The 26,444-nt window shown below is 72.6% G+C and carries 28 protein-coding genes; 11 read left to right on the top strand and 17 right to left on the bottom strand.

Translation table 11 applies throughout. From position 1 onward, the window contains the following. Positions 1-10: 10 nt before the first annotated feature. The 3 genes from ABZ815_RS11920 to ABZ815_RS11910 form a co-directional block, all read right to left on the bottom strand. Positions 11-1,225, bottom strand: coding sequence for a cytochrome P450 (locus ABZ815_RS11920; protein WP_357696761.1), 1,215 nt, complete (start codon positions 1,223-1,225; stop codon positions 11-13). Further along, positions 1,218-1,415: a hypothetical protein gene (locus ABZ815_RS11915; RefSeq protein ID WP_357696759.1), complete on the bottom strand. Its 198-nt coding sequence runs from the start codon at positions 1,413-1,415 to the stop codon at positions 1,218-1,220. Before ABZ815_RS11915 ends, ABZ815_RS11920 begins: the two co-directional genes overlap by 8 nt. 324 nt (positions 1,416-1,739) lie before the next feature. Beyond that, positions 1,740-1,922, bottom strand: coding sequence for a hypothetical protein (locus tag ABZ815_RS11910; RefSeq protein WP_357696757.1), 183 nt, complete (start codon positions 1,920-1,922; stop codon positions 1,740-1,742). A 67-nt stretch (positions 1,923-1,989) separates the two neighbouring features. On the opposite strand from ABZ815_RS11910, the gene ABZ815_RS11905 reads away from it, so the two are divergent. The 3 genes from ABZ815_RS11905 to ABZ815_RS11895 are packed head-to-tail and all read left to right on the top strand — an operon-like array spanning position 1,990 to position 4,750. Beyond that, a complete protein-coding gene (locus tag ABZ815_RS11905; protein WP_357696755.1) occupies positions 1,990-2,880 on the top strand; it encodes an ABC transporter ATP-binding protein in 891 nt (296 codons plus the stop codon). Beyond that, entirely contained in the window at positions 2,880-3,602 is a 723-nt protein-coding gene (locus tag ABZ815_RS11900; protein ID WP_357696753.1) for an ABC transporter permease, read from the top strand. Before ABZ815_RS11905 ends, ABZ815_RS11900 begins: the two co-directional genes overlap by 1 nt. Beyond that, on the top strand, positions 3,599-4,750 hold the full coding sequence (locus tag ABZ815_RS11895) for a sensor histidine kinase (RefSeq protein ID WP_357696751.1): 1,152 nt from the start codon (positions 3,599-3,601) through the stop codon (positions 4,748-4,750). The genes ABZ815_RS11900 and ABZ815_RS11895 overlap by 4 nt, the downstream gene beginning before the upstream one ends. A 68-nt stretch (positions 4,751-4,818) precedes the next feature. On the opposite strand, the gene ABZ815_RS11890 is transcribed toward ABZ815_RS11895, so the two are convergent. The 5 genes from ABZ815_RS11890 to ABZ815_RS11870 all read right to left on the bottom strand — a co-directional run bounded on the left by ABZ815_RS11890 (position 4,819) and on the right by ABZ815_RS11870 (position 8,482). Beyond that, positions 4,819-5,934 (bottom strand): DUF418 domain-containing protein, encoded by a 1,116-nt coding sequence (locus tag ABZ815_RS11890; protein WP_357696749.1) that lies wholly within the window; start codon positions 5,932-5,934, stop codon positions 4,819-4,821. Positions 5,935-5,939: 5 nt separating this feature from the next. Then, positions 5,940-6,773 (bottom strand): ABC transporter permease, encoded by an 834-nt coding sequence (locus tag ABZ815_RS11885; protein WP_357696747.1) that lies wholly within the window; start codon positions 6,771-6,773, stop codon positions 5,940-5,942. After that, the gene (locus ABZ815_RS11880) at positions 6,770-7,663 is read right to left on the bottom strand and encodes an ABC transporter ATP-binding protein (protein WP_357696745.1); all 894 of its coding nucleotides are present in this window, start codon (positions 7,661-7,663) and stop codon (positions 6,770-6,772) included. Before ABZ815_RS11880 ends, ABZ815_RS11885 begins: the two co-directional genes overlap by 4 nt. A 112-nt stretch (positions 7,664-7,775) precedes the next feature. After that, positions 7,776-8,258 (bottom strand): Clp protease N-terminal domain-containing protein, encoded by a 483-nt coding sequence (locus ABZ815_RS11875; protein WP_357696743.1) that lies wholly within the window; start codon positions 8,256-8,258, stop codon positions 7,776-7,778. Next, positions 8,255-8,482 carry an RNA polymerase subunit sigma-70 gene (locus ABZ815_RS11870; protein WP_357696742.1) on the bottom strand — a complete coding sequence of 76 codons (228 nt, stop codon included), beginning with the start codon at positions 8,480-8,482 and terminating at the stop codon, positions 8,255-8,257. Before ABZ815_RS11870 ends, ABZ815_RS11875 begins: the two co-directional genes overlap by 4 nt. 165 nt (positions 8,483-8,647) lie before the next feature. On the opposite strand from ABZ815_RS11870, the gene ABZ815_RS11865 reads away from it, so the two are divergent. Together ABZ815_RS11865 and ABZ815_RS11860 are read left to right on the top strand one after the other, a co-directional pair. Next, a complete protein-coding gene (locus ABZ815_RS11865; protein ID WP_357696740.1) occupies positions 8,648-9,052 on the top strand; it encodes an NUDIX domain-containing protein in 405 nt (134 codons plus the stop codon). A gap of 101 nt (positions 9,053-9,153) precedes the next feature. Beyond that, positions 9,154-10,296, top strand: coding sequence for a phosphatidylinositol-specific phospholipase C1-like protein (locus ABZ815_RS11860; RefSeq protein ID WP_357696738.1), 1,143 nt, complete (start codon positions 9,154-9,156; stop codon positions 10,294-10,296). 36 nt (positions 10,297-10,332) lie between these two features. On the opposite strand, the gene ABZ815_RS11855 is transcribed toward ABZ815_RS11860, so the two are convergent. Together ABZ815_RS11855 and ABZ815_RS11850 are read right to left on the bottom strand one after the other, a co-directional pair. Beyond that, the gene (locus tag ABZ815_RS11855) at positions 10,333-10,464 is read right to left on the bottom strand and encodes a hypothetical protein (protein WP_357696736.1); all 132 of its coding nucleotides are present in this window, start codon (positions 10,462-10,464) and stop codon (positions 10,333-10,335) included. Positions 10,465-10,668: 204 nt separating this feature from the next. Next, on the bottom strand, positions 10,669-11,556 hold the full coding sequence (locus ABZ815_RS11850) for a helix-turn-helix transcriptional regulator (RefSeq protein WP_357696734.1): 888 nt from the start codon (positions 11,554-11,556) through the stop codon (positions 10,669-10,671). 148 nt (positions 11,557-11,704) lie between these two features. Here ABZ815_RS11850 and ABZ815_RS11845 point away from each other — a divergent pair, with 148 nt between their 5' ends. Then, positions 11,705-12,631: an SDR family NAD(P)-dependent oxidoreductase gene (locus ABZ815_RS11845; protein WP_357696732.1), complete on the top strand. Its 927-nt coding sequence runs from the start codon at positions 11,705-11,707 to the stop codon at positions 12,629-12,631. 37 nt (positions 12,632-12,668) lie between these two features. Here the strand turns inward: ABZ815_RS11845 and ABZ815_RS11840 are convergent, their stop codons facing one another. Together ABZ815_RS11840 and ABZ815_RS11835 are read right to left on the bottom strand one after the other, a co-directional pair. Further along, complete coding sequence (locus ABZ815_RS11840) at positions 12,669-13,343, bottom strand: alpha/beta hydrolase (protein WP_357696730.1); 675 nt, start codon at positions 13,341-13,343, stop codon at positions 12,669-12,671. Positions 13,344-13,634: 291 nt separating this feature from the next. Beyond that, complete coding sequence (locus tag ABZ815_RS11835; RefSeq protein ID WP_357696728.1) at positions 13,635-14,465, bottom strand: helix-turn-helix transcriptional regulator; 831 nt, start codon at positions 14,463-14,465, stop codon at positions 13,635-13,637. 84 nt (positions 14,466-14,549) lie between these two features. Between ABZ815_RS11835 and ABZ815_RS11830 the strand changes: the two genes are divergently transcribed. Together ABZ815_RS11830 and ABZ815_RS11825 are read left to right on the top strand one after the other, a co-directional pair. After that, complete coding sequence (locus ABZ815_RS11830) at positions 14,550-15,998, top strand: MFS transporter (RefSeq protein WP_357696726.1); 1,449 nt, start codon at positions 14,550-14,552, stop codon at positions 15,996-15,998. Further along, a complete protein-coding gene (locus ABZ815_RS11825) occupies positions 15,995-16,756 on the top strand; it encodes an SDR family oxidoreductase (RefSeq protein WP_357696724.1) in 762 nt (253 codons plus the stop codon). The genes ABZ815_RS11830 and ABZ815_RS11825 overlap by 4 nt, the downstream gene beginning before the upstream one ends. A 96-nt stretch (positions 16,757-16,852) precedes the next feature. Here the strand turns inward: ABZ815_RS11825 and ABZ815_RS11820 are convergent, their stop codons facing one another. Further along, a complete protein-coding gene (locus ABZ815_RS11820) occupies positions 16,853-18,085 on the bottom strand; it encodes a cytochrome P450 (RefSeq protein ID WP_357696722.1) in 1,233 nt (410 codons plus the stop codon). Beyond that, on the bottom strand, positions 18,082-19,074 hold the full coding sequence (locus ABZ815_RS11815; RefSeq protein ID WP_357696720.1) for a methyltransferase: 993 nt from the start codon (positions 19,072-19,074) through the stop codon (positions 18,082-18,084). Before ABZ815_RS11815 ends, ABZ815_RS11820 begins: the two co-directional genes overlap by 4 nt. Before the next feature lie 154 nt (positions 19,075-19,228). On the opposite strand from ABZ815_RS11815, the gene ABZ815_RS11810 reads away from it, so the two are divergent. Beyond that, entirely contained in the window at positions 19,229-20,770 is a 1,542-nt protein-coding gene (locus ABZ815_RS11810) for a 4-hydroxyphenylacetate 3-hydroxylase N-terminal domain-containing protein (RefSeq protein WP_357696718.1), read from the top strand. Between the two features lie 40 nt (positions 20,771-20,810). Further along, entirely contained in the window at positions 20,811-21,965 is a 1,155-nt protein-coding gene (locus ABZ815_RS11805; RefSeq protein WP_357696716.1) for an epoxide hydrolase family protein, read from the top strand. A gap of 62 nt (positions 21,966-22,027) precedes the next feature. On the opposite strand, the gene ABZ815_RS11800 is transcribed toward ABZ815_RS11805, so the two are convergent. Genes ABZ815_RS11800 through ABZ815_RS11790 form a run of 3 tightly spaced genes read right to left on the bottom strand, consistent with a single transcriptional unit; the run spans position 22,028 to position 24,997 of the window. After that, positions 22,028-23,407 carry an FAD-dependent oxidoreductase gene (locus ABZ815_RS11800; protein ID WP_357697230.1) on the bottom strand — a complete coding sequence of 460 codons (1,380 nt, stop codon included), beginning with the start codon at positions 23,405-23,407 and terminating at the stop codon, positions 22,028-22,030. A 1-nt stretch (position 23,408) separates the two neighbouring features. Continuing rightward, entirely contained in the window at positions 23,409-23,810 is a 402-nt protein-coding gene (locus tag ABZ815_RS11795) for an SgcJ/EcaC family oxidoreductase (protein ID WP_357696714.1), read from the bottom strand. Positions 23,811-23,821: 11 nt separating this feature from the next. Further along, positions 23,822-24,997 carry an acyl-CoA dehydrogenase family protein gene (locus tag ABZ815_RS11790; protein WP_357696712.1) on the bottom strand — a complete coding sequence of 392 codons (1,176 nt, stop codon included), beginning with the start codon at positions 24,995-24,997 and terminating at the stop codon, positions 23,822-23,824. Between the two features lie 174 nt (positions 24,998-25,171). On the opposite strand from ABZ815_RS11790, the gene ABZ815_RS11785 reads away from it, so the two are divergent. Continuing rightward, positions 25,172-26,380 carry an acyl-CoA dehydrogenase family protein gene (locus ABZ815_RS11785; protein WP_357696710.1) on the top strand — a complete coding sequence of 403 codons (1,209 nt, stop codon included), beginning with the start codon at positions 25,172-25,174 and terminating at the stop codon, positions 26,378-26,380. Positions 26,381-26,444: the final 64 nt, after the last annotated feature.

Here is a 26,444-nt window from a genome sequence, read left to right as displayed (position 1 = left end):
CTTCGTTCGATCACCAGGTGACGGGCAGTTCGCGGACGCCGTAGAAGACGGCCTGCTGTTTGAAGTCCAGCTCCTCCAGCGGCACGGCCGCCGCCAGCGTGGGGACGCGCCGGTAGAGCGTGCCGTAGACGACCTGGAGCTCCACCCGGGCCAGCGACTGCCCCAGGCACTGGTGGACGCCGTACCCGAAGGCGACGTGGTGACGGGCCTTGCGGCGGACGTCGAGGACGCCGGGGTCGGGGAAGGCCGACGGGTCCCGATTGGCGGTGCTCTTCACGACGACGATGCCCTCGCCCGCCCGGATCACCGTGCCGCCGACCTCCAGGTCCTCGCGGGCGACGCGGCGGGCCTCGGTGTGGGTGATGGACAGATAGCGCAGCAGCTCCTCGACGGCGTCGGCCACCAGCGCCGGGTCGCCGTCACGCACCGCCGCGAGCCGGCCGGGGTGGGCCAGCAGCGCGGCCGTGCCGAGCGCGATCATGTTGGCGGTGGTGTCGTGCCCGGCCACCAGCAGGAGCTGGCCCATCGTGGAGATCTCGTTCAGGGTCATCGCCCCCGTCCTGTACTGCTCCACGGCCAGCCTGCTGAGGATGTCGTCGCCCGGCTTGTCGCTCTTGGCCTGCACCAGCGCCTCCAGGTAGGCGTTCAGCTCCTCGGCGGCGGCCAGGGCCCGCGCGGGGTCGCCCTCGTCCATGACGAGTTCGCCGGCCACGCGCTGGAAGAAGGCCCGGTCCGCATAGGGCACGCCGAGCAGTTCGCAGATCACCAGCGAAGGGACCGGCAGCGCGACCGCCTCCACCAGGTCGGCCGGGTTGGGGCCGGCGAGCAGGTCGTCGATGAGGTCGTCGACGATCCGCTGGATCCTGGGCCGCAGCGCCTCCATCTTCCTGATCGTGAAGTCGGCGGTCAGCAGGCGCCGATGGGCGGTGTGCTCGGGGGCGTCCATCTGCATCAGCGTCTTCATCCGCGCGTCGCGTGCCTTGCTCACCGCGTTGGTGTGCGGGAAGCCGGGCTGCGACACGTCGACGCTGACACGCGGATCGGCCAGCACCGCGCGGACGTCGTCGTAGCGGGTGACCAGCCAGGGGGTGGTGCCGTCCCAGAGGCGGACGCGTGAGACGGGCGATTCCTCGCTGCGGCGGGTCAGCTCGGGCGCCGGGTCGAACGGACAGGCCGCCGCACGGGGCATCGGGAAGGTCACCGGATCCGGCAGGGCATCAGTCATGATCTCTCCTCATCTCGGTCGTGGTCCGCGCAGGGCCGATGACGGCCGCCTTCGTGAGCGGGACGGGCACGACGGCCGCCACGCTCACGGCCCCGGCGGCGGCCGTCATCGGCAACGCGTGGGCCAGGTTCGGCCCCTGAACGCCGCAGGACACGAACGGCACCGGGTTCCCCGCCCTTCCAGCGCTCATACGTCAAGGCTGTCGTTGAACCAGCCCCGGAGACTTCCGCCGGGGAGCGCTGGAAGGGCGGGCGGGAAAGCCTCAACCGCCGGTGGAACCCCGGCAGACGGTTTCGCCGCCGCCACCGCCCTCGCAGTCGCCATGGGCGTCCCAGCGGAAACCGTCTCGCGCGCCTATCCGGCGGGGAGGCGCGTTTCCGAGGCCCTGTGGCACAAGGAGGACAAGTACGTCCTGACACGGATGGACGGCACCCCACTCACCGAGTGGGTGGTGCGCGACCCGTACACCTGCATCACCGACGCCTACGCCCGCGGGTGGCTCCGCCCCGGATCGTCAGTCCGCCGGGCGGCGTGGCGGGGAGGCGGCGAGGATCGAGGCCAGCAGCCCGGGGAAGCGGCGTTCCCAGCCAGATCTTCGCCCCCGCCGCCCCGACGGCTCCACGCTGGCGGCGGCCGCCGCGGCGCTCACGGCCGTCGCGACGCGCAGGCTTCCCAGGTGACCCCGGACGACTGACATCCGTCATACGGGCCCGGCTGACGTACGGCACTACCTCCGTCACCACCCCGGCGACCAGGCTGGCCGCATGGGAAACGCACTGGAGATGGAGGCCGTGAGCAAGCACTACGGCCGGATCGCCGCGCTCGGCGGCGTGGATCTGCACGTGGGTGAGGGAGAGACGGTGGCGGTGCTCGGCCCCAACGGCGCGGGCAAGAGCACGCTGCTGTCCGTCGCGCTCGGGCTGCTGGCCCCCGGCACGGGCTCGGCCCGGGTGCTCGGCCGCACACCGCTGGAGGCGCTGCGCACAGGACGGGTCGGAGTGCTGCCGCAGGAGTCGGGGCTGCTGGAGGACGTGCGGGTGGCGGAGCTGGTGAGGGCGGTGGCGGGGATGTACCCGCGGGCGATGGCGCCTGAGCGGGCGATGCGGGCGGCGGGCGTCGAGGAGCTCGCCGGGCAGCGCGTCGGCCGGTTGTCGGGCGGGCAGCGGCAGCGCGTCAGGTTCGCGTTGTGCGTGGTCGGCGATCCCGAGCTGCTGGTGCTGGACGAGCCGACGGTCGGCCTGGACGTGGAGAGCCGCCGCGCCCTGTGGCAGGAGGTACGGTCCAGGACCGCCGCGGGCCGTACCGCCGTGTTCGCCACGCACTACCTGACCGAGGCCGACGACCACGCCGACCGGATCGTGCTGCTCGCGCAGGGCAAGGTCGTCGCCGACGGCCCCGTCGCCGCGGTCAAGTCGCTGGTCGGCGGCCTGGAGGTGCGCTGCGCCTTGGACGGCGCGGACCCGGCCCTGCTCGGAGCGCTGCCCGGCGTGCTGCACACCGTGATCGAGGGCCACGCCGTCACCCTGCGCACGAACGACTCCGACGCCACACTGCGGGCCCTGTTCGCCACGTACGAGCAGGTCCGCCACGTACGGGTGGAGAGCACGGACCTGGAGAGCGCGTTCCTGAGCCTGACCGGAGGAGGACGGGACTGATGGGTGCCTACGTGCGGCTGGAGCTGCGGCGCGGCTTCCGCAGTCCGGTGAACCTGGTCATGCTGACGGCGTTCCCGGTGGCGCTGTACCTGCTGTGGACCAAGGTGCTGAACCTGGCCCCGCAGGGACGGCAAGGGGACCTCGCCGCGTACACGATGGTGTCGATGGCCACGTACGGCGCGATGGCGGGCGCGCTGTTCATCGGGAACACCATCGCGCTGGAGCGCGGCAAGGGCTGGCTGCGGCAGCTCGCGGTGACGCCGCTGCCCGCGCACGGCTACGTGACGGCCAAGCTGCTGAGCGGGGCGGCCGGGGCGCTGCCGGGCATCGTGGCCGTGCTGGCGGCCGGGGCGTTGCTGTCGGACGTGCGCCTGTCCGTCGGCACCTGGCCCGCGCTGGTGGCGCTGATCTGGGTGGGCGTGCTGCCGTTCGCGGCGCTGGGCATCGCCTTCGGGTACACGTTGCGGGGGCCGGCCGCGACCTTGGCCATGACCGCCGTCTACTTCGGGCTGTCGGTGCTGGGCGGGCTGTGGCTGCCGGTCGAGATGATGCCGGAAGGGATGCGGGTGCTGGCCGAGTACAGCCCGGCCTACCAGGCGGGGTCACTGGGGTGGCGGGCGCTGGACGGCCTGCCGCCGACCTGGTCGGGGCTGGGCGTGCTGACGGCGTGGACGCTGGGCTTCGGCGCCCTGGGGCTGTGGTGCTACCGTCGATCGTCGTGACGGTCCCTGTGAGGTCGCCGGCACGGGAGCCCGCCGTCCGGCGGGGCCGCACGCTGGCCCGTGCTACCTGCTTCGTCTGGTTGCTGCTGGTGGTCTGGCCGTTGCGGGTGTTCCTGGCCGCCGGTCCTGAGCCCGTGGCCGTGGTGGGGGCGCTGGCGCTGGTGGCCGGGTTCGCCGCCTGCTGGCTGGCGATCATGTGGCGGGTGCTGGGCGGGCGGGCACTGAGGCCGCGGCCGTGGGCGTTGGCGGGCATGACCGGGTCGGCGCTGGCACTGCTGCCGTTGTTCGGAGCGCCGTGGGCGTACACGTCGTTCGTGTTCGTGATCAGCGCGTTCGCGGCCTCGCTGGGCGATCGGGCGTTCGCGGCGGCGGCGGCCGCGACCGCCGTCGTGGAGGTGCTGGTCCTGGTGGCCGCCGAGGTGCCGTTCGGGCAGCTGTGGTGGGTGCCGCTCGTCATCGCGGTGCAGGCGGCGACCTGCTACGGCATGAAGCACATGGGGTTGCTGCTGGTCCGGCTCCAGGCGGCGTACGCCGAGGTGGAGCGGTTGGCCGTGGAGAACGAGCGGCTGCGCTTCGCCAGGGACCTGCACGACACGCTCGGCCACACGCTCACCTCGATCACCATCAGGAGCCAGCTCGCCGCCCGGCTGGCGACCACCGACGCCGCGCGGGCGGCGCGGGAGATGAGTGAGGTGGAAGGGGCCGCGCGGCGGGCGCTCGACGAGGTGCGGCTCGCCATCGCGGGCTATCGCACGCCGTCGTTGTCAGCGGAGCTGGAGACCGCCACCCAGAATCTTGAGGTGGCCGGGGTGGAGGTGCGGGTCTCGCCGGCCGACGGGCCCATCCCGGCCGCCGCCGAGGTGCTGCTGGCCTGGGCGGTACGCGAGGCCGTCACGAACGTCCTGCGCCACAGCCGGGCCCGGCGGTGCTGGATCGAGCTGGGGGTGAGTGAGACGGCGGCCAGCCTGGAGGTCCGCGACGACGGCCGCCCGACCGGCCCCATGGACGACGGGGACGCCCGTGCTCCGGGGAACGGGCTCGCCGGGCTGGCCGAGCGGGTCGGGAACGCCGGCGGGCGGCTGGAAGTGGGGACGCTGCCGGGCGGCGGCTACCGGCTCCGCGCGCGGGTTCCGCTGGAGGTGCCGTGATCCGGGTGCTGATCGACGCTCCAGGCGGGGCCGGGCGCGGCCGGCGGGTCCAAGGAACAGCTCTTGCACTAGGCCGTTGTGTTGCGGTGGCCGTAGGTCAGGCGCCGTAGGAGGACCTCCATCGGGCCTCGGTGGCCTGTGCGGTCCAGCCAGGTCGCGAGGACGATCGAGACGGCGCCGACCGCGAGGGCGGTTCCGAAGGCGGCGGCGAAGCCCAGGTCGTCGGACAGGCCCAGCGTGAACGGGTAGAACAGGGCGAGGAACACCGCTGACTGGAACAGGTAGAAGGTCAGCGAGCGCCGGCCGAGGGCGGCGAGTGCGGCGGTGAGGGGGCCGAGGCGGGGGCGTGTCGCGATGAGCCCCATGAGGGCGGCCAGGCCGATGCCGCCGGCATAGCCGGTGAGGGTGTGCGCGAGGACGGCTGCCCACGGCGCGGGGGGCGTCCACGCGCCGGACAGCAGCAGGGCTCCCGGGAGCCGGCCGGCGAGTGCGACACCGAGGCAGATCACGGTGACGCGGCGCAGCAGGGGCCGGTGCCGCTCGGGGTCGTCCAGGAGGCGGCGGCGGGCCGCCCAGATGCCCAGCATCATGCCCGGCACGATGTCGATCGTGCCCAGGACCGTCTTCAGCGGCCACATCTGGAGGCCGGACAGCAGATGGGAGCCGAGGTCGGCCGGCATGATCCCTGCCCCGGCGACGTCCACGGCGCCGGCCAAGGCCATCAGGACCGGTCCGGAGGTCACGAGCACCGCCGGGAGGAGGGTCAGGGCGGCCGTCCAGCACAACACCGAGTCCCGGGCCCGTACGAGCGGGACGAGCATCAGCAACGTCAGCCCGTACACCGCGATGATGTCCAGCGGCACGAGCACTCCGTGCACGAAGCCGATGACGATCAGCCATCGGCTCCGGCGCCGCAGGAGCTTCTTGAGCGAGTCCCAGTCCCCGCCCTTCACCTGATGCCGGTACGCGAACTGGCCCAGCGCGTAGCCGAACATCACCACGAACATCGGCCGGGCCTGGTTGTGGGCGAGCAGATGATCGAGGAACGCGGCCACGCCGTCGAGCACCCCGAAGGACGTGCCCGTGACGAACACCGGCGCGTGCGCCACCGCGATCGCCAGCAACATCACGCCCCGGGCCAGGTCCGGCGCCAGGGATCGGCCGGTCACCGTCGTGACGGTCACGGCGGTCACCCGACCCGCCGCAGGGCACGCTCACGGCGTGCCGCCACCGTCGAGCCGGACTCCCCGCGTGCCATCCGCCGCAGCACGAGCGGCGCCACGAGCAGGCCGAGCACCGCCCAGGCGCCCAGCACTCCGGCGGTCTCCAGGTGCCGCCAGGACTCGCCGATCTCGACGGCGAGCGCCGAGTCCGGCAGCAGGGCCGAGCGCATGCCGAGTCCCATCCAGTAGACGGGGAAGATCTGGGCGAGCCACTGCAGCCACTCGGGCAGTGCGGTGATCGGGTAGAAGATGCCGGAGATGCCGATCAGGGCGAGGAACGGCAGCTGGACCAGCCCCTGGGCGCGTGCGGTGGTGAACACCGAGCCCAGGACCGCGCCGATGGGCAGGGTCGCGACCAGTCCGAGCGCCAGCACCCAGGCCAGGCCGGGCCAGGAGCCCGGGCCGATCCGCAGGCCCTCGACGAGGAGCGCGGCCGGCACGAGGAAGATCACCAGGTCGGCCAGCAGGCCGCCGGACACCGAGATCAGCTTGCCCATCAGGTAGGCGGGCATCCCGTGCGGGGTCGCCTTGGCGCGCAGCAGCGTGCCGTCCTCGCGGTCGGCGGTGAGCTGCTGGCTCATGCCGATCACGCCGGTCGCGGCGTTCATGCCGAGGATGCCGGGCAAGGCCAGGGCGCCGAGCATGAGCGTGCCGACCGGCAGGTCCCGGATGAAGAACAGCGTGCCCACCATCAGGGCGGGCCACAGGAAGTGGGAGAACAGCTCGGCGCCGTTGGTGAACGACTGCCGCAGCTCGATCAGGCCCCGGGACCAGCCCGCGCGCAGGGCGGTCGCGTTCATCGGGCCTCCCTCTCGGCCTCGCGCACCAGCGCCAGGTACGTCTGCTCCAGCGAGGCCCGGTGGACCTCCAGTTCCTGGACGTCGTCGCCGTGGCGGGCGAACAGCTCGCGGGCGAACGTGGTCGAGTCGGGCGTCCTTTCGACGTACCGCCGCCCGTCGCGCGTCCAGCGCACCTCGTCCTCGCCGGCGATCCGCCGTGCCAGCTCGGCGGAGGTGCCGTCGGCGACGATCCGGCCGCCGTTCAGCACGAGGATGCGGTCGGCCAGCTTCTCGGCCTCGTCCAGGTCGTGGGTGGTGAGCAGGACGGTGGTCTCGCGGGCTTCGGCCAGGTCGCGCACGAGATCGTGGAAGTCGGACCTGGCCTGCGGGTCGAAGCCGGTGGTCGGCTCGTCGAGGAACAACATCTCGGGGCGCCCGACGAGGCCGACCGCCACGTCGAGCCTGCGCCGCTGGCCGCCCGACAGCGTCTTCAGCTTCTTGCCGGCGTGCTCGGTCAGACCGACCCTCTCGATCAGCTCGTCAGGGTCCCAGGGCCGCGGGATCCCGGGGGCGGCGTAGGGGGCGTAGTAGGCGCCGAGGTGGGCGAGGAACTCGCGTACCCGCCATTTGCCGTGGTCGCGCCAGGACTGCAGCACGATCCCGAGCCTGGCCCGCCACAGCTCGTCGCCGTGCGCGGGATCGGCGCCGAGTACCGAGACCCGGCCCTGCGACCGGGCGCGGAAACCCTCCAGGATCTCGATCGTGGTGGTCTTGCCCGCGCCGTTCGGCCCGAGCAGGGCCAGAACCTCGCCGTGGCGGGCCTGGAACGTGACGTCGTGCAGGACGTCGAGCGGGCCGTAGCGCATGCGCAGCCCGTCGACGTCGAGCACGACACCGTTGCTCTTCGTCATGAGATGACCTCTTCTCGTGATCGGATGCCCTCGTGCCGGCGAAGCCCGGCGCGAGGGCATGGCGCATCGCGGCCCGAACCGGGGCCGGTGCGTGGGGAGGCAGGGGTGCTGGTCACCAGCTTTCGCGCGTGAGCGTCTCCTTGACGCGATCCATCAGTCCGGCCCGGTCGACGCCCGCCAGCGCGAGCGCACGGGGAACGATGCCGACGTCGGCACTCAGGACGCCGAGCAGCAGGTGCGCGGGACGCAGGTCCTTCTTGCCTTTGGCGGCGGCAAAACCGCGTTCGAGCGCGAGCCGGGCGGAGGCGCCGGGCTTCGGTTGATCCTTGGGGTCGCGGAAGGGCTTCGGGAGGTCATGGGAGGCGAGGGACACCCCGACCGCTTCGAGGCTGTGCTCGAACTCCCGGTGCAGCGCGTCCCTGACGGCCTGCCGCCCGAGCCCCGCCGCCGTCAGCACGCGGTGCGCGACGGTGCCCTCGACGGCGGCGATGGCCAGCAGGAGGTGGTGGGCCTCGGTGGCGGCAGAGCCTTCCTCCCGCGCCTCGGCCGCTCCCCGCAGGACGATGTCGTTGATGTAGTGGTCGATCGTGCTCACTGTCGTCTCCTCAGCGTCACGCCGGCGGCGATGAGCCGCTTGGCGTGCTTCTTGTGGACCGCCTGCCGGGTGACGTCGAGCGCCTCGGCGACCTCCGGCCAGCTCCACCCGGCGCGCATGGCCTGCTCCACGGCGGCGTCCTCGAGGTGGTCGGCCAGGCGCCGCAGCGCCGCGACCGCCGCGAGCGCGTCGGCAGGGTCCTGAGGTGTGGTTTCTGCCGGCATGCAAGCAACCATAGTTGACTAATTCGGCTTTAGTCAACTGAGGTTGCTTACCTTCCCGATGCCCGGGTGAGCGCCGTCGTGGGTGAGGACGGTGCACGCCGGGACTTGTCGGCGCTGAAGGTCGAGTCGTGGAAGCAGCGGGGGTGACCCCACGCCGGGTTGTCAGTGGCGTCTACGACCGTGTGCCGCGACCCGACGGGGCGGATCCTCGTGCTGCGCCGGGCCGAGGGGCATGTTCGTCTTCCCGGCCACTATGACGTGATGGTCGGCGGCGGCGCGGGCGTGGGCGAATCGTACGAGGACGCGGCGGCCCGCGAACTGGCCGAGGAACTGGGCGCCGTCGTCCCGGTCCGCTTCTTGTTCAAGTTCCTGTGCCAGGGCGGGATCAGCCCCGTCTGGTTCGGGGTGCACGAGGCCGTGATCGCCGGGCCGTTGGCCGCAGATCCGTCCGAGATCGGGTGGCATGCCTGGCTCACCGAGGCCGAACTGCGGAAGGTGGTCGATCGAGGGCCCTTCGTTCCGGGTGGGCGCGAAGCCCTGCGCCGATATCTCGGCCGCTCGGCTCGGTGACGGACAGCCGCCGGTCATCCTTTGACGTTTGCGCATTTTTCCCGACACGTTGGGACATTTATTGATCACCTGTTCACCGCCGCCTTGGAGTGTCGGATCCCATGCGCCGTCTCGCCCTCATCGCCGCCACCGCCGTCACCGCGCTCGCGGCCGTCCCCGCTGCCGACGCCGCCACGAACGGCCACGGCACCCTGCGGATCAACCACGTCCAGACCATCGCGACCCACAACAGTTACCACCGCGAGCTGACCGACGCCGAGAAGGACGTGCAGCGCAGGACCGACGCCAACTGGTGGAACCTGCAGTACTCGCACACCGCCCTGCCCAACCAGTTCGGCGCCCAGCACGTGCGCGGCATCGAGCTGGACGTCTTCCCCGACCCTCGGGGTGGCCTCTACAGCAACCCGCTGGTGCGCCGCGACGCCGGCCTGCCCGCGCTCGACGACCCCGCCCTCGCCCGGCCCGGCTTCAAGGTGCTGCACTGGGCCGACCACGACTACGGCACCAACTGCTCCGCACTCCTCACCTGCCTGCGTCAGGTACGCGAGTGGTCCGACAAGAACCCCGGCCACGTTCCGCTGACGATCCTGACCGAGTTCAAGAGCACCGACCCGGCCAAGGAGGCCATGGGCGGAGCCAGGAGCCCGGCCTGGGACCCGGCGCTCATGGACGCCCTGGACGCCGAGATCCGCTCGGTCTTCCCCGCCGACCGGCTCATCACCCCCGACGACGTCCGCAGGCCGGGGCTCACCCTCGAACAGTCGGTGCTCAAGTACGGCTGGCCGGAGCTGAAGGCGTCCCGTGGCAAGGTCATGTTCTTCATGGACAACCAGGCGAGCGCCATCCAGGAGCCTTACCTGGCGGGCCGGCCGAGCCTTGAAGGGCGGGTGCTGTTCACGAACTCCCGGCCCGGCCGGCCTGACGCCGCCTTCGTCGGCTGGAATGAGCCGGAGGGCTCCAACACCGCGCAGATCCAGGACCTCGTACGCAAGGGCTACTACGTGCGGACCCGGTCCGACGTGCCGTTCACCGAGGCCAGGTCGGGCAGCACCGGCCGGTTGAAGGCGGCACTCGACAGCGGCGCGCAGATGGTCAGCACCGACTTCCCGGCGATCGGCCTGTCGGCCAGGCACGGCAGCGACTACACGGCCGAGCTGCCGAGCGGGGCGCCGGTCCGCTGCAACCCGGTGAGCGCGCCCGCCGGCTGCCGGGACGACTCCCTGGAGCGGATCAGGACCAGGTGACCCGCAGGAGCGGCGGTGATCGACGCCGTCATGGGGTCATCGCTTCTGCGGGATCGAGTCGAGGAACCTGCTCAGCGCCTCGTTCAACTCGGCCGGTCGTTCGAGGTCGGGCAGGTGTGCGGTGTCCTCGGTGACGGCGGGCTCGGAGCCCGGGATGATCTCGTGCACGAGCCGGGCGTCACCGATCGGGGTTAACTCGTCATCGCCATCCGCCTCGACATCAGCCTGGTCCCGCTCGCCATGGACGGCTGCGGAGTGCTCCCGGAACCGGAGGCGATCGGCGACCGGGTGGCCTCGGCGCTGCGCCGGCGACCCTCGCCGCACTGGCCGGGAGCGTCCCCGAGGACACCGAGGTCGAGTAACGAAAACCGGTCAGTGATGCGTGGCGGCGACAGTGGCGGCGACAGTGGCGACGCTGCCTCCCGTGACGCGGAGAAGGTCGAGCTTTCCGTCCTCGGCGCTTCCGGACGCCGCCGTGTAGGTGACCAGGCGCAGGTCGGCGCCGGGAACGATGAGGACGTCGCAGTCGAGCAGGATGTCGCCGACCTGAGGGTGCCGGATGGTCTTCGCGTCGGTCGTGTGCGGGGCGGCGGTCGTCCGCGCGGCCCAGTGATGGGCGAAGGCGCCGGATGTCTCGCGGAGTTCTCGTACGAGACGATCGAGCCGGGCGTCGGTGGGATAGCGGGAGACGGCGTCCTTGAGGTCGGCGACGATCGAGGCGGCGAACGCGTCCGGTCCGCGTTCGGACCGGACGGGGAGCATCAGGGCGCTCGCGGCGCCGTCGCCGAAGAGCGCGCGGGCGAGGTTGCGCTCGGCGGCCGGGAGGGCGGCGGGGTCGCCGTGCAGGGCGCTCCACATGGTGTTCCACCACACCAGGGTCCAGTCCGCGGTGAACACGCCGATCGGGACGTCGCCGAGGCGCGAGACGAGCCGCTGGATGCCTGGGGGCACGTGGGTGTCGACGGTCCCGTCCTGCGGCGGCAGGAGCCCGGCGCTGCGGTAGAGCTGGTCGCGCTCGGCGCGGGCGAGCTGAAGGGCGCGCGCGAGAGCGCCGACGACCTGCGCCGAGGGGTTCTTGGCGCGGGCCTGTTCCAGGCGCAGAACGTAGTCGACGGACAGCCCCGCCAACTGGGCCAGCTCCTCGCGGCGCAGTCCCGGCGCGCGACGGCCGCCGGTCGCCGTGAAGCCGGCGTCGGCCGGGGAGAGGCGGTCACGCCAGGCGCGCAGGAGCGCGGCGAAATCGGAGCGGGAGGCAGCCATGGACCCATTCTCGCGGCACGGCGACGGCTGAGCCTGGGTACTGCCGGTCCTAGTGACGGACGGTGCACTGGCCGGCGACGGCGCTTGGGACGACCGTGGACCTGCGCCCGGAGCGGGCGCCACCGGTGCGACAGCGAAGGAACCCGGCATGAAGCACACCCTGGTGATGACGGGCGCGAGCCGCGGAATCGGCCGCGTCGCCGCCCGGCACATCCTGCGCCGGTCGCCGGAGACGCATCTCGTCGTCGTCGCCCGCCCGTCCTCCGGCGCGCGGCTCGCCGCGGAGCTCTCCTCGGGCGGGCGCCCGGTCTCGCACGTCCAGGCGGACCTCGGCTCGCTGGACAGCGTCCGGGCGGCCGCCGTCGAGATCCGCGACCGGCTCGACCGCGGCGACCTGCCGCCCCTGCGCGGCTTCGTGGGGAACGCCGGCATTCAGCACAGCAACGCGCTGACCGAGGGACCGGAGGGGCTGGAGTCCACCTTCACGGTCAACGTGCTCGCCAACCATCTGTTCGTACGCCTGCTCCAGGACCGTTTCGCCACCCCTGCCCGGATCGTGATCACGTCAAGTGACACCCACTTCGGCGACCTCAGGCACAACCTGGGCATGGTGCCGGGGCCGGTCTGGAAGTCCCCGGACGCTCTCGCCCGTACGGGCGCCTTCGCCGAGCCGCACACCGCGGCCGGTGGGCGCACCGCGTACTCGACGAGCAAGCTGGCCACGATCTACCTGGTTCACGAGTACGCGCGCCGCCTGCCGTCCGGGATCGACGTCGTGGCCTACAACCCGGGGTTCGTCCCCGGCACCGGCCTGGCCCGCGACGCCGATCCCTTCTCCCGGTTCGCGATGCGGCGCGTCATGCCCCTGATGATCCTCACCCCCTTCGCCACGAGCCCCGGCGCCGCCGGACGCCACCTCGCCGACGTCGTCCTCGGCACGCTCCGGGCGCCGACCGGTTCCTACGTCGACCGCAACCGTGTGGGCCGCTCCTCGGACGAGTCCTACGACCCGCAGCGCGAAGCCGACCTCTGGAAGGCCGTCGAACGGTTGACCGCGGTCGCGCCGGAGTCGTAGCCGGAGCCTTTGGCGTAGAGGCCGCGTTGAGCAGGGTTCAGCCGGCCGCGGACCGCACGATGTCGTCGACGAGGGCGGCCAGACGGTCCGGCTGGGACAGGAACGGGGAGTGGCCGGTGGACAGCCTGCGGATCTCGGCGGCTCGGGCTGCCATCCGCTCTTGCAGGGCGGGCGGGAGAGCCTGGTCCCGCTCGGCGATGATGTAGGTGGAGGGGATGTCGTGCCAGGCGGCCGTGTCGGCCTTCTCCGTGAAGGACCGCCTGGTCTGGTTGACCAGGCGGCTCATCGCCTGCTCGGCCTCGGCGTCCGGAAGGTCGCCGTAGAGCGAGGTGCGCGGCTGGTCGACGAGGGGGAACAGGCCGCTCGTGTCGTCGGTGTCCGGCAGGCCGTGGAGGGTGTACAACGACTGTCCCCGGTCCGGCATGTACGCGGTGAGGTAGATCAGCCGCTCGACGTTGCCCGCCCCGGTGGCGGCCTCGGTCGCCGGGATTCCCCCGTAGGAGTGGGCGAGCAGCACGATCGGGCCTTCGACCGCGGCCAGTTCCCCGGCCAGTACGGCGGCGTCGTCGTGCATGCCCGCGGTGGGACGTTCACCGGCGCTCGGAAGCGCGGGCGTGCGCGTGGCGTAACCGAGTGCGTGCAGTTCGGGCTCCAGCCTCGCCCAGGTGCTCGGACGGTGCCAGGCGCCGTGGACCAGCATGACGGTGGTCATGGAAGGGACTCCTAGGCTCCTATGTGATCGGTGGTGACATAGGTGGATGTGTCCTTCGGCTGTGGTCGACGTGCGGCCGTCGGCGACGCGGCGGAGGTGGGTCAGCCCGGCGCAGATGGCCACGGCCGTATTTTCCGACGTGCGCGCGCCAAGGTCGAGCCCGATGGGGTGGGCGCGGTTCGGCGACTGCTCTGGACATGCCTCACCGCCGGGGGGGCACATCTCGCCGTAACGTCGTCGAGAGACGCGCTCCGGTTCACGACCCTCTCTACAGGCAGGGCGGTGAGGCGGTCAGAGGGTCGCGGTGGCGGACCGTAGCCACGCGATCTTGTCGGCCGTGTCGGTGCGGGGAAGCGGGTTGTACAGCACCATGGTCAGGTCGGGTCTGGCGGGCAGTCTCAGCTGGCTGCTCTCGAACGTCAGCGTGCCCACGACGGGATGGTCGACCTCGTTGATCCAGATTCCGGCCGCCTGTACGTCCTGTCGTGCCCACAACCGGGCGAATTCGGGGCTGGTCGCGGCCAGTGCCCCGGCCACGTCATGGATGTCGTGATCGGGGGGCTGCTCGGCCGCCGCGGCGCGGAAGGCCGCCACCACGGTCGGCGCCAGGTCCTGCCAGGCCCGCTCCCGGCGGCGGAACCGCGGGTCGTGGAAGAAGCCCACCAGGCAGTTGCGCTCGGCCTGCGCCATGTTCAGCGCGAGCCTGGCCGACTCGTTCCAGGCCACGTGGTTCCAGGAGGCGTCCAGCATGGTCGCCGGTTTGGGATCCCAGGCCTCGATCAGTCGTTGCAGGCCGTCGCAGTAGGCGTGCGGGTGCCCGGTCGGCGGCGGTGGATTGAGCCCGGCCAGCGTGTACAGGTGCCGCCGTTCGACCTCGTCCAGTCGCAGCACCCGGGCCACCGCGTCCAGCACCTGCGCGGAGACGTTGATCTCGCGTCCCTGCTCCAGCCACTGGTACCACCCCGGGCTCACCCCGGCCAGCACCGCGACCTCCTCACGGCGCAGCCCGGGCGTGCGCCGGCGCCCACCGGCCGGGAGGCCGGCCGAGGCCGGGCTGATGCGGGCACGTCTGCTCACCAGGAAGTCACGCAGGTCCCGGCGACGTCCTTCTCCCGGCGTCATCGCGCACCGCCTCGGCTGGTGGTGCCACCACCAGTGTCACCGCGCTCTCCCCACGGCGTCCCGTCATGGCCGAGCGTGGACGCCATGACGATCGACCCCTTGCCGAGGGACGCCGCTGCCGGGACCTCCTCCGGGGAGCACGACGCCCGGTTCACGACGCGTGCGAAACTCATCCTTGCCATCCTGTGTGCCGCGCAATTCATCATTTCTCTGGATTTTTCGATCTTAAATGTGGCCTTGCCTGATCTCGGCCGGGAGCTGGGGATGGAACAGGCCGACCTGCAGTGGGCCGTCACCGCCTTCGCGCTGCCGTCGGGAGGATGCCTGCTGCTGTTCGGCCGCATGGCGGACCTGCACGGCCGGCGCAGGCTCTTCCTGGGCGGCGTCCTGCTGTTCACCGCGGCCTCCGTGCTGGCCACCCTCGCGTGGAGTCCGGGGGTGTTCGTCGCGGGGCGTGCCCTGCAGGGGCTGGGGGCCGCCGCCGTCGTACCCACCGGCATGTCGCTGCTGACGACGACCTTCCCCGAGGGGCCGCGGCGCAACCGGGCGCTCGGCGTCAGCGGGTCGGTGCTCTCGCTCGGATTCACTGTCGGCATGCTGGTCGGCGGCGCCATGACCGACACTCTGGGCTGGCGGTCGACGATGGCGTCACTGGCCGTCGCGGGCGTCGTCCTGGCCGTGGTGGCGCCCGGCCTGCTGACCGAGAGCCGGGGTGCCCGATCCTCCCGGCTGGATCTGCCCGGCGCGGCCACCGTCAGCGCGGGGCTGGTCTGCCTCATCTACGCCCTGTCGGCCACAGGAGCGGTGAGGGTGGTGGCCTTGGCGGCGGCCGTGCTGTCGCTGGGCGTGTTCGTGATCATCGAGTCGCGGGCCGCGCAACCGCTGGTTCCGCTGACGATGTTGCGCCGGCCCACGGTCGCCTTCGGCAGCCTGGGCGGCCTGATCACCTTCTCCATGATGAGCGCGTTCATCTTCCTGCTGACTCTCTACCTGCAGGAGGTCGTGGCGCTGTCCCCCTTGTGGACAGGTCTGTTCTTCGGCGGTCAGGGCGTCGTCCTGGCCGTGACGGGCATGGTCTCCTCCCGGGTGATCCGCGTGCTGGGCGCGGGGCGGACGCTTGCGGCGGGGCTGGCCCTGCAGGGCGTCTGCACCGCCGCGATGACCGTGACCGAGGGTGCCTGGCCGGTCCTGGCCGTGGTGTGCCTGGCCTCGGTGGGCCACATGTCGGCCGTGGTCTCCTACGGCGTCACCGTGACCTCCGGGCTCCCCGACACGGTTCAAGGGCTGGCGACCGGGTTGGTGACGAGCGCCCAGCAGATCGGCATCACCGTGGGCATCCCGATCCTCAGCGCCGTCTGCGTGACCCGCGCGTCCGCGCTCCGATCCGCCGGCCAGGCCCCGGCCGCGGCCCTGCTGAGCGGTGTCCGGCTGGCCGCCGTCGTGGACGCGGCCGCGCTGCTGGTGGTCTCGCTCCTGGTCGGGTACGTCCTCCTCCGCACCACCGTTCGCCGATCTCTGAGGACGTACGCATGAACGACTCGCACCTGGCCGGTCAGGTCGCCCTGGTCACCGGCGGCTCGTCCGGCCTCGGGCTGGCCATCGCGCAGGCGCTGTCCGGCGCCGGCGCCCACGTCGTGGTGTCCGGCAGGCGCCGCGAGGCGTGTGAGGAGGCGGCCGCGGGAATCACCCGGGCGACCCGCCGCCCCGCGTCGGGGCTGGCCTGCGACGTGACCGACGAGGACGCCACCCGGCGGCTCGTGGCGGAGATCCTGTCCCGTCACGGACGCCTGGACGTGCTGGTGACCAGCGCCGGCGTCCAGGCCCGCGGCGAGATCACGGACCTGGACGTGTCCGTCCTGCGACGCTGTCTGGAGACGAACGTCGTCGGCACCTTCCTGGCCTGCCAGGCGGTCGTGCCGGCGATGCGGGCCGCGGGGTACGGGCGCATCGTGACCCTGGCCAGCGCCCTCGGGCTCGTCGGCGCGGCCGCTCGGTCCGCCTACGCGGCGAGCAAGGGGGCGGTCGTCCAGCTCACCCGCAGCCTGGCCGTGGAGCTCGCCCCCTTCGGGATCAACGTCAACGCCCTCGCCCCCGGCCCCTTCCGCACGCCGCTCAACACGAACGCCGACGACGACCCGCAGGTGCGGCAGTTCCTGCACCATGAGGTTCCCCTCCGACGCTGGGCCGAGCCGGGCGAACTCACCTCCGCGGCCTTGTTGCTGGCCGGCCCGGCCGCGTCCTACCTGACGGGCGCGATCCTGCCGGTGGACGGCGGCTGGAGCGCCCACTGACCCTGCCGGGCAGCCACGCCGGGCAGGAGGCCGGTACACGCGTCACGACCTCCGCCGCTGCGGGACTGGAGCGGGAACTGCGCGAGGCCGCACCCGTCACGGGCGCGCGGGAACGGGTGAGGTGGTGGTGATGAGGAAGCGGTGGAGGCCGCGGCCCACCCAGCGGTCGCGGTGGTCCGGGGGCTCGGCGGCGGACAGGGCCGGGAAGCGCCGCAGGAGCAGCGGCAGCGCGATGCGGGCCTCCATCCGCGACAGCGGCGCCCCCAGGCAGAAGTGCGGCCCGGCGCCGAAGCTGAGCGGCTGGACGTCCGGCCGGTCCGGGTCGAAGCGCGCCGGGTCGGGGAAGCGGCGCGGGTCCCGGTTGCCGGCGGCGAGCATGAGGACGACCTTCGTCCCGCCGGGCACGGGGATGCCCGAGATGTCCGTCGCGGTCTCGGCCCACCGGCTGGTCGCCTGGACGGGCGCCTCGAACCGCAGGACCTCCTCCACGTACGCGGCGGCGAACTCCGGCTCCTCGCGCAGCCGCGCGGCCAGGCCCGGATGCTCGAACGCCAGCCGCAGCCCGTGCCCGAGCAGGAAGCTCGTCGTCTCGAACCCGGCGGTCAGCAGCAGCATCAGGTTGCCGACCAGCTCGTCGTGGCTGAGCCGGGTGCCGTCGTCGTGGGCCCGCACGAGGGCGGTCAGCATGTCGTCGGCCGGGTGGCGGCGGCGGTCGTCGATGAGGTCGCCGAAGTAGCCGGCCAGCTCGTCCATGGCCTTGTCGGCGATGGACAGCCTGGAGACGTTGGTGATGCCCTCCAGGGCGATCGTCAGGTCCGAGGCGACCTGGCGGAACCATTTCTGGTCGTCCTCGGGCACGCCGATGAGCGCGCTGATGACGGCGATCGGCAGCCGGGAGGCGAACTCGGCGACGTAGTCGACGGGCGTGCCGCCGGCGCCCAGGTCGGCCAGCCGGTCCAGCAGCCGGTGGACCATCCGCTCGACCGACTCCTGCATCCCGGCCACGCGGGCGGGGGTGAAGCCGCTGCTGACCAGGCGGCGCGTCTGGGTGTGGCCGGGCGGGTTGCGGTACAGCATGGAGTCGGTGTAGCCGCGCAGCGAGGAGTGCGAGCGCCAGTCGGGATAGATGTGGTCGTACCCGGCGGCGTCCTGGACGCGGAGCCGGTTGTCGCGCAGCGCGCGGTTGATCTCGGCGTAGCCGACGGCGACGGTCAGGCCGGGGCGTACCGGGACGACCGGCCCGTGGGCGCGCAGCAGCTCGTACAGGGGGTAGGGGTCACGGCGGCCTTCGGGGGCGACCAGGGCGGCGACGATCTCGGCGGGGGTCACGGGCGGGCCACCAGCCGGACGATCCGCAGCGCGCCCGCCGGATGCACCGAGGCGATCTCCAGGCCGCAGCGCCCGGCCAGGGCCCGCAGGTCGGCGACGGCGCGCTCGCGGCCGCCGTAGTAGACGAGCATGCGCAGGTCCATGCCGGTGCGCGGCGACTCGCCGTCGGGGCCGAAGTCCTCCACCACGAAGACGGAGCCGTCCGGCCCGGCCGCCGCGGCGCAGCGGCCCAGGATGACGGCGGCGTCGTCGTCGCTCCAGTCGTGCAGGATCCACGACAGCAGGTAGCCGTCGGCGCCTGGGGGCAGCGGGTCGAAGAAGCTGCCGCCGACGGCGTCGCCGCGGCCGGACAGGCCGGCGGCCTCCAGCGCCGCGGCGGCGGCCCGGGCGGTGGCGGGCTGGTCGACGACCGTACCGCGCAGCCCGGGGTGGGCGGTGAGCAGCGCGATGAGCAGAGAGCCGTCGCCGCCGCCGACGTCCACGACGTGGCCGAGGCTGCCCCAGTCGTAGCCGGCCACGATGGCGGGGGCCCGGCCGGGGACCTCGGCGGCCATGCGCGCGTCGAACGCGGCGGCGCGGGCCGGGTCGGCGGCCAGGTCCTCCCAGAAGGAGCGGCCGAATTGCCGGGGGAAGGCCGCCTCACCGGTGCGCACGCTGTGCAGCAGGTGGGCGAAGGCCAGCTCGGCCCGTCCTTCCCAGCTCTCGATGTCCAGCATGGCGCGCATCCCGGCCGGGTGGTCGTCGCGCAGCTCCTCGCCGAGCGCGGTCAGCGTGTACCTGCCGTCGTCGTCGCGGCCGAGCACTCCCCTGGCGGCCAGGTAGCGCATGAGGCGTTCCAGGGTGCCGGGGTCGGCGCCCACGGCGGGGGCGAGTTCGGCGCCGGTGGCCGGCGCCTTGGCGAGCCGGTCGGCGATCCTCAGCGTCGCGGCCACCCGGATGGCCATCGGGGTTCCCAGGTGGGCCAGCGCCCACAGGCGATGCTCCGTCACGCGGCCATCGTCACACCGTGGCGCGCGCAGGGGCACCTTCCAGAGTGCCGCCCGCGTCCGCGCCCGCGAAACAGCGCACATCGCGAGATGGCCGCCGCGTCCCCGGGTGCCACGCTGAGGGTGCACCGTGCCGCCTGCCCTTGGGAGATGTCCGATGCCCGATGCCGCGCCGAAGACCCGTCCGCTCACGGGCGGCGAGTACGTCGAGAGCCTGCGTGACGATCGTGAGATCTACCTCTACGGTGAGCGCGTCAAGGACGTCACCGAGCACCCGGCGTTCCACAACCCGGTGCGGATGACCGCCAGGCTCTACGACGCCCTGCACGCCGACGGCACCCGTGAGCTGCTGACCTGCCCCACCGACAGCGGCGGCGAGGGCTACACGCACCGCTTCTTCACCACCCCGCGCACGGTCGAGGACCTGGTCGCCGACCAGCGGGCCATCGCGACGTGGGCCAGGATGAGCTACGGCTGGATGGGCCGCAGCCCCGACTACAAGGCCTCCTTCCTCGGCACCCTGGGCGCCAACGCCGGCTTCTACGCCCCCTTCGACGGCAACGCCCGCCGCTGGTACCGCGAGTCGCAGGAGAAGGTGCTGTTCTGGAACCACGCGATCGTGCACCCGCCGGTCGACCGCAACCGCCCGCCGGACGAGGTCAACGACGTCTATGTGCACGTCGAGCGGGAGACCGACGCGGGGCTCGTGGTCAGCGGGGCGAAGGTGGTCGCGACCGGCTCGGCGCTGACGCACTACAACTTCATCGCCCACTACGGCCTGCCGGTCAAGAAGCGCGAGTTCGCGCTGGTGGCCACCGTCCCGATGGACGCGCAGGGGCTGAAGCTGATCTGCCGCCCGTCCTACGGCATGGCCGCCGCGCTGACCGGCGGCCCGTTCGACTACCCGCTCTCCTCCCGCCTGGACGAGAACGACAGCATCCTCGTCCTGGACAAGGTGCTGATCCCCTGGGAGAACGTGTTCATCTACGGCGACCTCGGCAAGGCGCAGCTGTTCACCGGCCAGTCGGGCTTCACCGAGCGTTTCACCTTCCACGGCTGCACCCGGCTGGCGGTCAAGCTGGAGTTCATCGCCGGGCTGTTGGTCAGGGCGCTGGAGATCACCGGCACCAAGGACTTCCGCGGCGTGCAGACCCGGATCGGCGAGGTGCTGGCCTGGCGGAACCTGTTCTGGGCGCTGTCGGACGCCGCCGCCCGCAACCCGGTGGAGTGGCGCAACGGCGCCCTGCTGCCCAACCCCCAGTACGGCCTGGCCTACCGCTGGTTCATGCAGATCGGCTACCCGCGGATCAAGGAGATCATCCTGCAGGACGTGGCCAGCGGGCTCATCTACGTCAACTCCGGCGCGGCCGACTTCAAGAACCCGGACATCCGCCCGTACCTGGACAAATACCTGCGCGGCTCGGACGGCACCGACGCCGAGGGCCGCGTCAAGGTGATGAAGCTGCTGTGGGACGCGATCGGCTCGGAGTTCGGCGGCCGCCACGAGCTCTACGAGCGCAACTACGGCGGCAACCACGAGAACACCCGGGTCGAGCTGCTGTTCTCGCAGATGGCCGGCGGCCAGCTCGACGAGTACGCGGCCTTCGTCGACCGGTGTCTCGGCGAGTACGACCTGGACGGCTGGACGGTGCCCGACCTGTCCTCCTTCGAGGAGCTGCGGCGCACCGGCACCGGCTGACCTGCTCGACCCAACCCTGAGGAGAGAAGGGCGGACACTCATGCGTCCATTCCGCATCGACATCCCCGACGCCGACCTGCTGGACCTGCACCGCAGGCTCGACGCCACCCGCTGGCCGGACGAGCTGCCCGGCACCGGCTGGGAGCGCGGCGTGCCGCTGGGCTACCTCAAGGAGCTGGCCGACCACTGGCGGCACGGCTTCGACTGGCGGGCGGCCGAGGCCGAGCTGAACCGGCACCCGCAGTTCGTCGACGAGATCGACGGCGCGGACGTGCACTTCCTGCACGTGCGCTCGCCGGAGCCGGACGCCGTGCCGCTGCTGCTGACGCACGGCTGGCCGGGCTCGGTCGCCGAGTTCCTGGACGTGATCGGGCCGCTCACCGACCCGCGCGCGCACGGCGGCGACCCGGCCGACGCCTTCCACCTGGTCATCCCGTCGATCCCGGGGTTCGGGTTCTCGGGGCACACCAGGGAGGCGGGCTGGCACCCGTACCGGGTGGCGCTGGCGTGGGCCGAGCTGATGCGCCGGCTGGGCTACGACCGCTACCTGGCGCAGGGCGGCGACGCGGGCGCGGTGATCTCGCTGGAGCTGGCCAGGCTGGCTCCCGAGCACGTGATCGGCGCGCACGTCAACATGCTGATGGCCTTCCCGTCCGGCGACCCGGCCGAGCTGGCCGGGCTGTCGCCCGCCGAGCAGGGCCGGCTGGCCGGGCTGGCGCGGTTCGACGAGGAGCTGTCGGGCTACATGAAACTCCAGTCCACCCGCCCGCAGACGCTGGCGTACGCGCTCACCGACTCGCCCGTGGGGCAGCTGGCCTGGATCGTGGAGAAGTTCCACGACTGGACGGACTCCGACAAGGCGCCCGAGGACGCCGTCGACCGGGACCGGATGCTGGCCAACGTGTCGATCTACTGGCTGACCGCGACCGCCGGGTCGTCGGCGCGCTTCTACTACGAGGGCGCGGCGGGGCTGAAGATGGCCGCCGAGGGGCACCGGCCGCCGCCCATCACCGTGCCCGTGGGCGTGGCGGTCTTCCCCAGGGACATCTTCGTGCCGGTGCGCAGGCTGGCCGACCGGGACGTCCCGACGATCAGCCACTGGACCGAGTTCGATCGGGGCGGCCACTTCGCCGCCATGGAGCAGCCTGAGCTGCTGGTGGGCGACGTGCGCGCGTTCGCCAGGTCGCTGAGGTAGCCGTACGACGCGAAAGGACGCCGGCGGAGATTCCGCCGGCGTCCTTTCTCGTGCGGACGGGGTCAGGACCTGAGCAGCGGGACCTGCGGCTGCTGCCCGGGGGCGGCGACAGGAGCCGCGCCGCCGCCGCTCTGGCACAGGACCCGCAGCATGAGCGCGGGCCGCATGAGCGTCTGCGGCGGGTCCACGAGCCCGGCCACCCGCATGAACGCGGCCGTGACCGCGCCGTCGCGGGCCGCCGCGGCGTGCAGGCGCGCCATGTAGGCGTTGCCGATCCGCACCTTGGCGGTACGCCGCCCCTCCACCCCGGGGAAGGCGAGGTCGGCGCCGGCGGAGATGTCCCACGGGACGTCGATGACCCGCGAGATGTCCCTGAAGAAGGCCCGCCAGGACGGGACCGCCCCCGCCTGGAGGTGCCCGCGCAGGATCATCGCCTCCATGGCGGCGACGGTCATGCCCTGGCCGTAGACGGGGTTGAAGCTGCACACGCCGTCGCCCAGCACCAGCAGGCCGTCGGGGAAGGCGGGCAGGCGCTCGTAGCGGCGCCGCACGCTGGCCGGGAAGGTGAAGGTGACGCCCTCGTCGAGGGGTTCGGCGTCGCGGATCGCCTCGTAGACGTCCGGCACGGGCAGGGACTTGGCGAAGGCCAGGAAGCCGTCGAGGTCGGCCGGCGGGTGGTCGCCGAGGATGCCGGTGAGGGAGAGCATGCTCATGTCGCCGGGCAGCTTGGGGAAGAACGCGCCGCGCGGGTTCGCGGGCGAGGCGACCGGGTTGATCGACAGGTCCTCGCCGTACGGGTCGCGGCGCAGGCGGAAGTGGCGGGTGGTGTAGGCCAGACCGATCTTGACGCGGTCCTCCTCCGGCCGGGGGAAGCCGAGCTCCTGGAGCCAGGCGGGGGTGCGCGAGCCGCGGCCCGTCGCGTCCACCAGCAGGTCGCAGGCCAGATGCTCCTCGACGCCGGCGGCGTCGCGCACGCGCACGCCGGTGACCCGGTCGCGGGCCGGCGTCGCGGTCGGGCCGAGGATGTCGGTGCGCTCCAGGAAGCGCACGTTGGGCAGGGCCGAGACGCGGTTCCTGACCTGCTCCTCCAGGACGGGCCTGGTGGCCGAGACGCTGATCAGGCCGGTGGGGGCCGGGCGCAGCCGGCGGCCGTTGAAGTACCAGCGCAGGCTGGTGGCGAGGTCTCCGGCGGGCACCCCGTCGTCGATCATCTGCTGGGTGAGGCCGGGGAACAGCTCGTCCAGGATCTGCTGGCCGCGGGCCAGCAGGGCGTGGGCGTGGCAGCCGTGCGGCACGCCCCGGCGCGGGCCCTCCGCGCCGGTCAGCGTGTCCCGGTCCACCAGCAGGACCTCGGCGCAGTGCTCGGCGAGCACGCGCGCGGCCAGCAGCCCCGCCATGCCTCCGCCGAGCACCACCGCGCGCTGTGCGACGTGAGCGGTCATCTCAGTCACGCGGGCTGTTCTGGTAGGCGGCCAGCTTCCACTGCCCGTCGCGCCGGACGGCCAGCCAGGAGGCGCGGACCGCGCGCTCGGGGGCGACCTCACTCTCGCCGGCCGCCAGCACGCCGCCCTCGGTGGTCAGCAGGCAGACGTCCTCGCCGAGGAAGCGCAGGTCGATGGGCTGCCCGGTGACCTGGGTGCCCTGGTACGGCCCGGCGAAGGCGTGGCCCATGAAGGCGCGGATCTCGGCCTGGCCCTTGCGGTACACGCCGGGCAGGATCATGGAGCCGTCCTCGGTGAAGACGGCGGCGAACGCCTCGGCGTCGTGGGCGGCCCAGGCGGCGATGATCTGCTGCGGCAGGGCGGCGACGGCGAGGGTCTGGTCGGGGGCCGACACGGTGGTCATGGCGATCTCCTTCAGATGTAGAGGGTGTCGGGTTCGAGGCCGCACAGAATCCGCCCGTACAGCTCGGCGTTGGTGTTGGGGTGCATGAGGGCGTGCTGGTTGACCGCGTGCACGTCGCGGGCGATGCGCTGGATGGGCACGTCGCTGTAGATCGAGGAGCCGCCGCTGGCCGTGGCCAGGATGTCGACGGCCTCCTTGCCCAGGCGGCAGACGGCGCCCATGTCGGCGCGGGCGCGTACGCGCTCCTCGATGGTCCACTGGGCGGAGGCGGTGTCCTTGGCGTCCACGGTCGAGGCCAGGCGGTGGGCGTGGAACTCGGCCTGGTCGAGCTTGAAGGTGGCCTCGGCGACCTGGAGGTGGGTCAGCGGGGCGGCGCTCTGGCTGGCGTACCCGGTGTAGGTGATCTTGCGGTCGGGCAGCCGCTCGAAGAAGACCTCGCGGGCGGCCTTGGCCAGGCCGAGCACGGTCCCGACCGAGGAGGCGGCGGCCACGGGCAGCAGCGGCGAGCGGTAGATCGGGGAGCCGGCGTTGACGTCGTCGGCGTGCTGTCCCTGGAGGATCGCGCCCAGCGGCATGACCCGCTCGGCGGGGACGAACAGGTCCTGGGCCACGGTGCTGACGCTGCCGGTGCCGCGCAGGCCGGAGGTGTGCCAGTCGTCGATGACGACCAGGTCGCTCATGGGGACCAGCGCCATGACGGGCTCGGGCTCGCTGTCCGGGCCCACGACGACGGCCACGATCTCCTGCCAGTGGCTGTGGTGCGCGCCGCTGACGAAGCCCCACTTGCCGTTGACCACGATGCCGCCCTGGGCGCGCACGGCCATCGCGGTGGGGCTGAGCGTGCCGCAGATCCGCACGTCGGGGGTGGCGAACACCTCGTCCTGGACGGCCTCGGGGAAGTGGGCGGCCATCCAGGTCGGGATCCAGTAGACCGAGGCCGTCCACGCCGCGGCGCCGTCGGCGCGGCCCAGCTCGGCGGCGACCTCGACCAGGGTGCGCGTGTCCGCCTCGGCGCCGCCGTAGCGGCGCGGGGTCCGCAGCCTGAAGACGCCGGCCTCGGCCAGCGCCTCGATCGTCTCCTCGTGCAGCCTGCGGTTCTCCTCCGCCCAGGCCGCGTTCCTGCGCAGGACAGGGCCTGCCTCCGTCGCGCGGCGGACGAGGTCTTCCCGCGCCGGAGCACCTGTCATCAACACCATGTCCTCCCGGGACGTCAGTCGGGACACTGCTCCCTGAACGTCCCATTCGCCGGTTGCGGGGCGCATCTTCCGGCGTGCGGGGTTGCCGGGCACGCACGGAGATGCGAAGGTCACCGGGGCCGGGCGAGTCTTGGGGGAAAACCCGAGACGAAGGGTTCGCGCAGCATGACAGCCGTCACCCACGCCCCCGTGGCTCCGCCCGAGCCCGGACTCACCCCCGACGAGATCGTCGCCAGGGCCGAGGCCATGGTGCCTGCCCTGGTCGAGCGCCAGGCCGAGACGGAACGGCGCACCTACTACGCACCCGACACCCACGAGGCGTTCGCCAGGGCGGGCTTGTACCGCATCCTGGTCCCCCGCCGCTTCGGCGGCTACGAGTTCGGCGTGGAGACCTTCATGCGGGTGTCGATGACGCTCGCGCGGGGCTGCCCGTCCACCGGCTGGATGTACTCCTTCGGCTCGGCGCACACACTGGCGGTCGCCACGCTGTTCGGCGAGCGGGCCCAGAGCGAGCTGTTCGCCTGCGGCGACTTCATCTGCCCGGCCACGGTCGCGCCCGGCGGCTCCGCCCGTCCCGACGGCGAGGGCGGGTGGCTGCTCGACGGCACCTGGAGCTACTGCTCGGGCGCCCCGTACGCCACCCACTTCATGGGCCACGTCGTCGTGGACGGGCAGCCCATGTTGTTCACCGCGCCGCGCGACCAGTGGCGCCGGCTGGACGACTGGGGCGGCCAGCTCGGCCTGAAGGGCAGCGGCTCGCACAGCATCGTCATGGACGGCGGCCGCGTCCCCGGCCACCTCACGCTGCCGCTGCACCTCAGCCAGGCCGTCGTCACCGGCGGCACCCCCGGCCGCGAGCTGCACGGCAACCCCGAGTACGGCGGCGGCCCGCTCAGCGTCATGCTGCTCGGCAGCGCGGCCGTCGTGCTGGGCATGGCCCAGGGCGCCCTGGACGCCTACGAGGAGCTGATGCGGACCAGGACGACCATCTTCCCGCCGTTCACCATCCGCGCCGAGGACCCCGACTACCAGTCCTGGTACGGCGAGGCCGCCGGCATGCTCGCCGCCGCCGAGGCGGCCCTGACGAACGCCGTCCAGCAGTGGAGCCGGACCTGCGCGGCGGGCCCTGAGGCGTTCACCAGGGAGCGGGACGTGCGCCTGGCCACCATCAGCCGCGAGGTCGCCCGCCTGGCCTGGCGGGCCGTCGAGGGCTGCCTGTTCCCGACGGCCGGTTCGAGCGCGGTCCGGGACGGGCAGCGCATCGAGCGCATCTGGCGGGACATGTCCACCACGCACAGCCACGCCGGGTTCGCGATCTACCTGGGAGCCCTGGCCAACCGGGAGCTGTCCCGCGCCCGCTTCGGCCTGGACTGACCCCTCGCAGGACCAAGGCGGGCCCGGTTCCCCGGGCCCGCCTTCGTGTGCGCTCAGTCCTTGG

The organism is Nonomuraea sp. NPDC047529, from assembly GCF_040642995.1.
Taxonomy (GTDB): Bacteria; Actinomycetota; Actinomycetes; order Streptosporangiales; family Streptosporangiaceae; genus Nonomuraea.
Note: the sequence above shows the minus strand (reverse complement) of the source record. Positions and strands in the feature narration are given on the sequence as shown.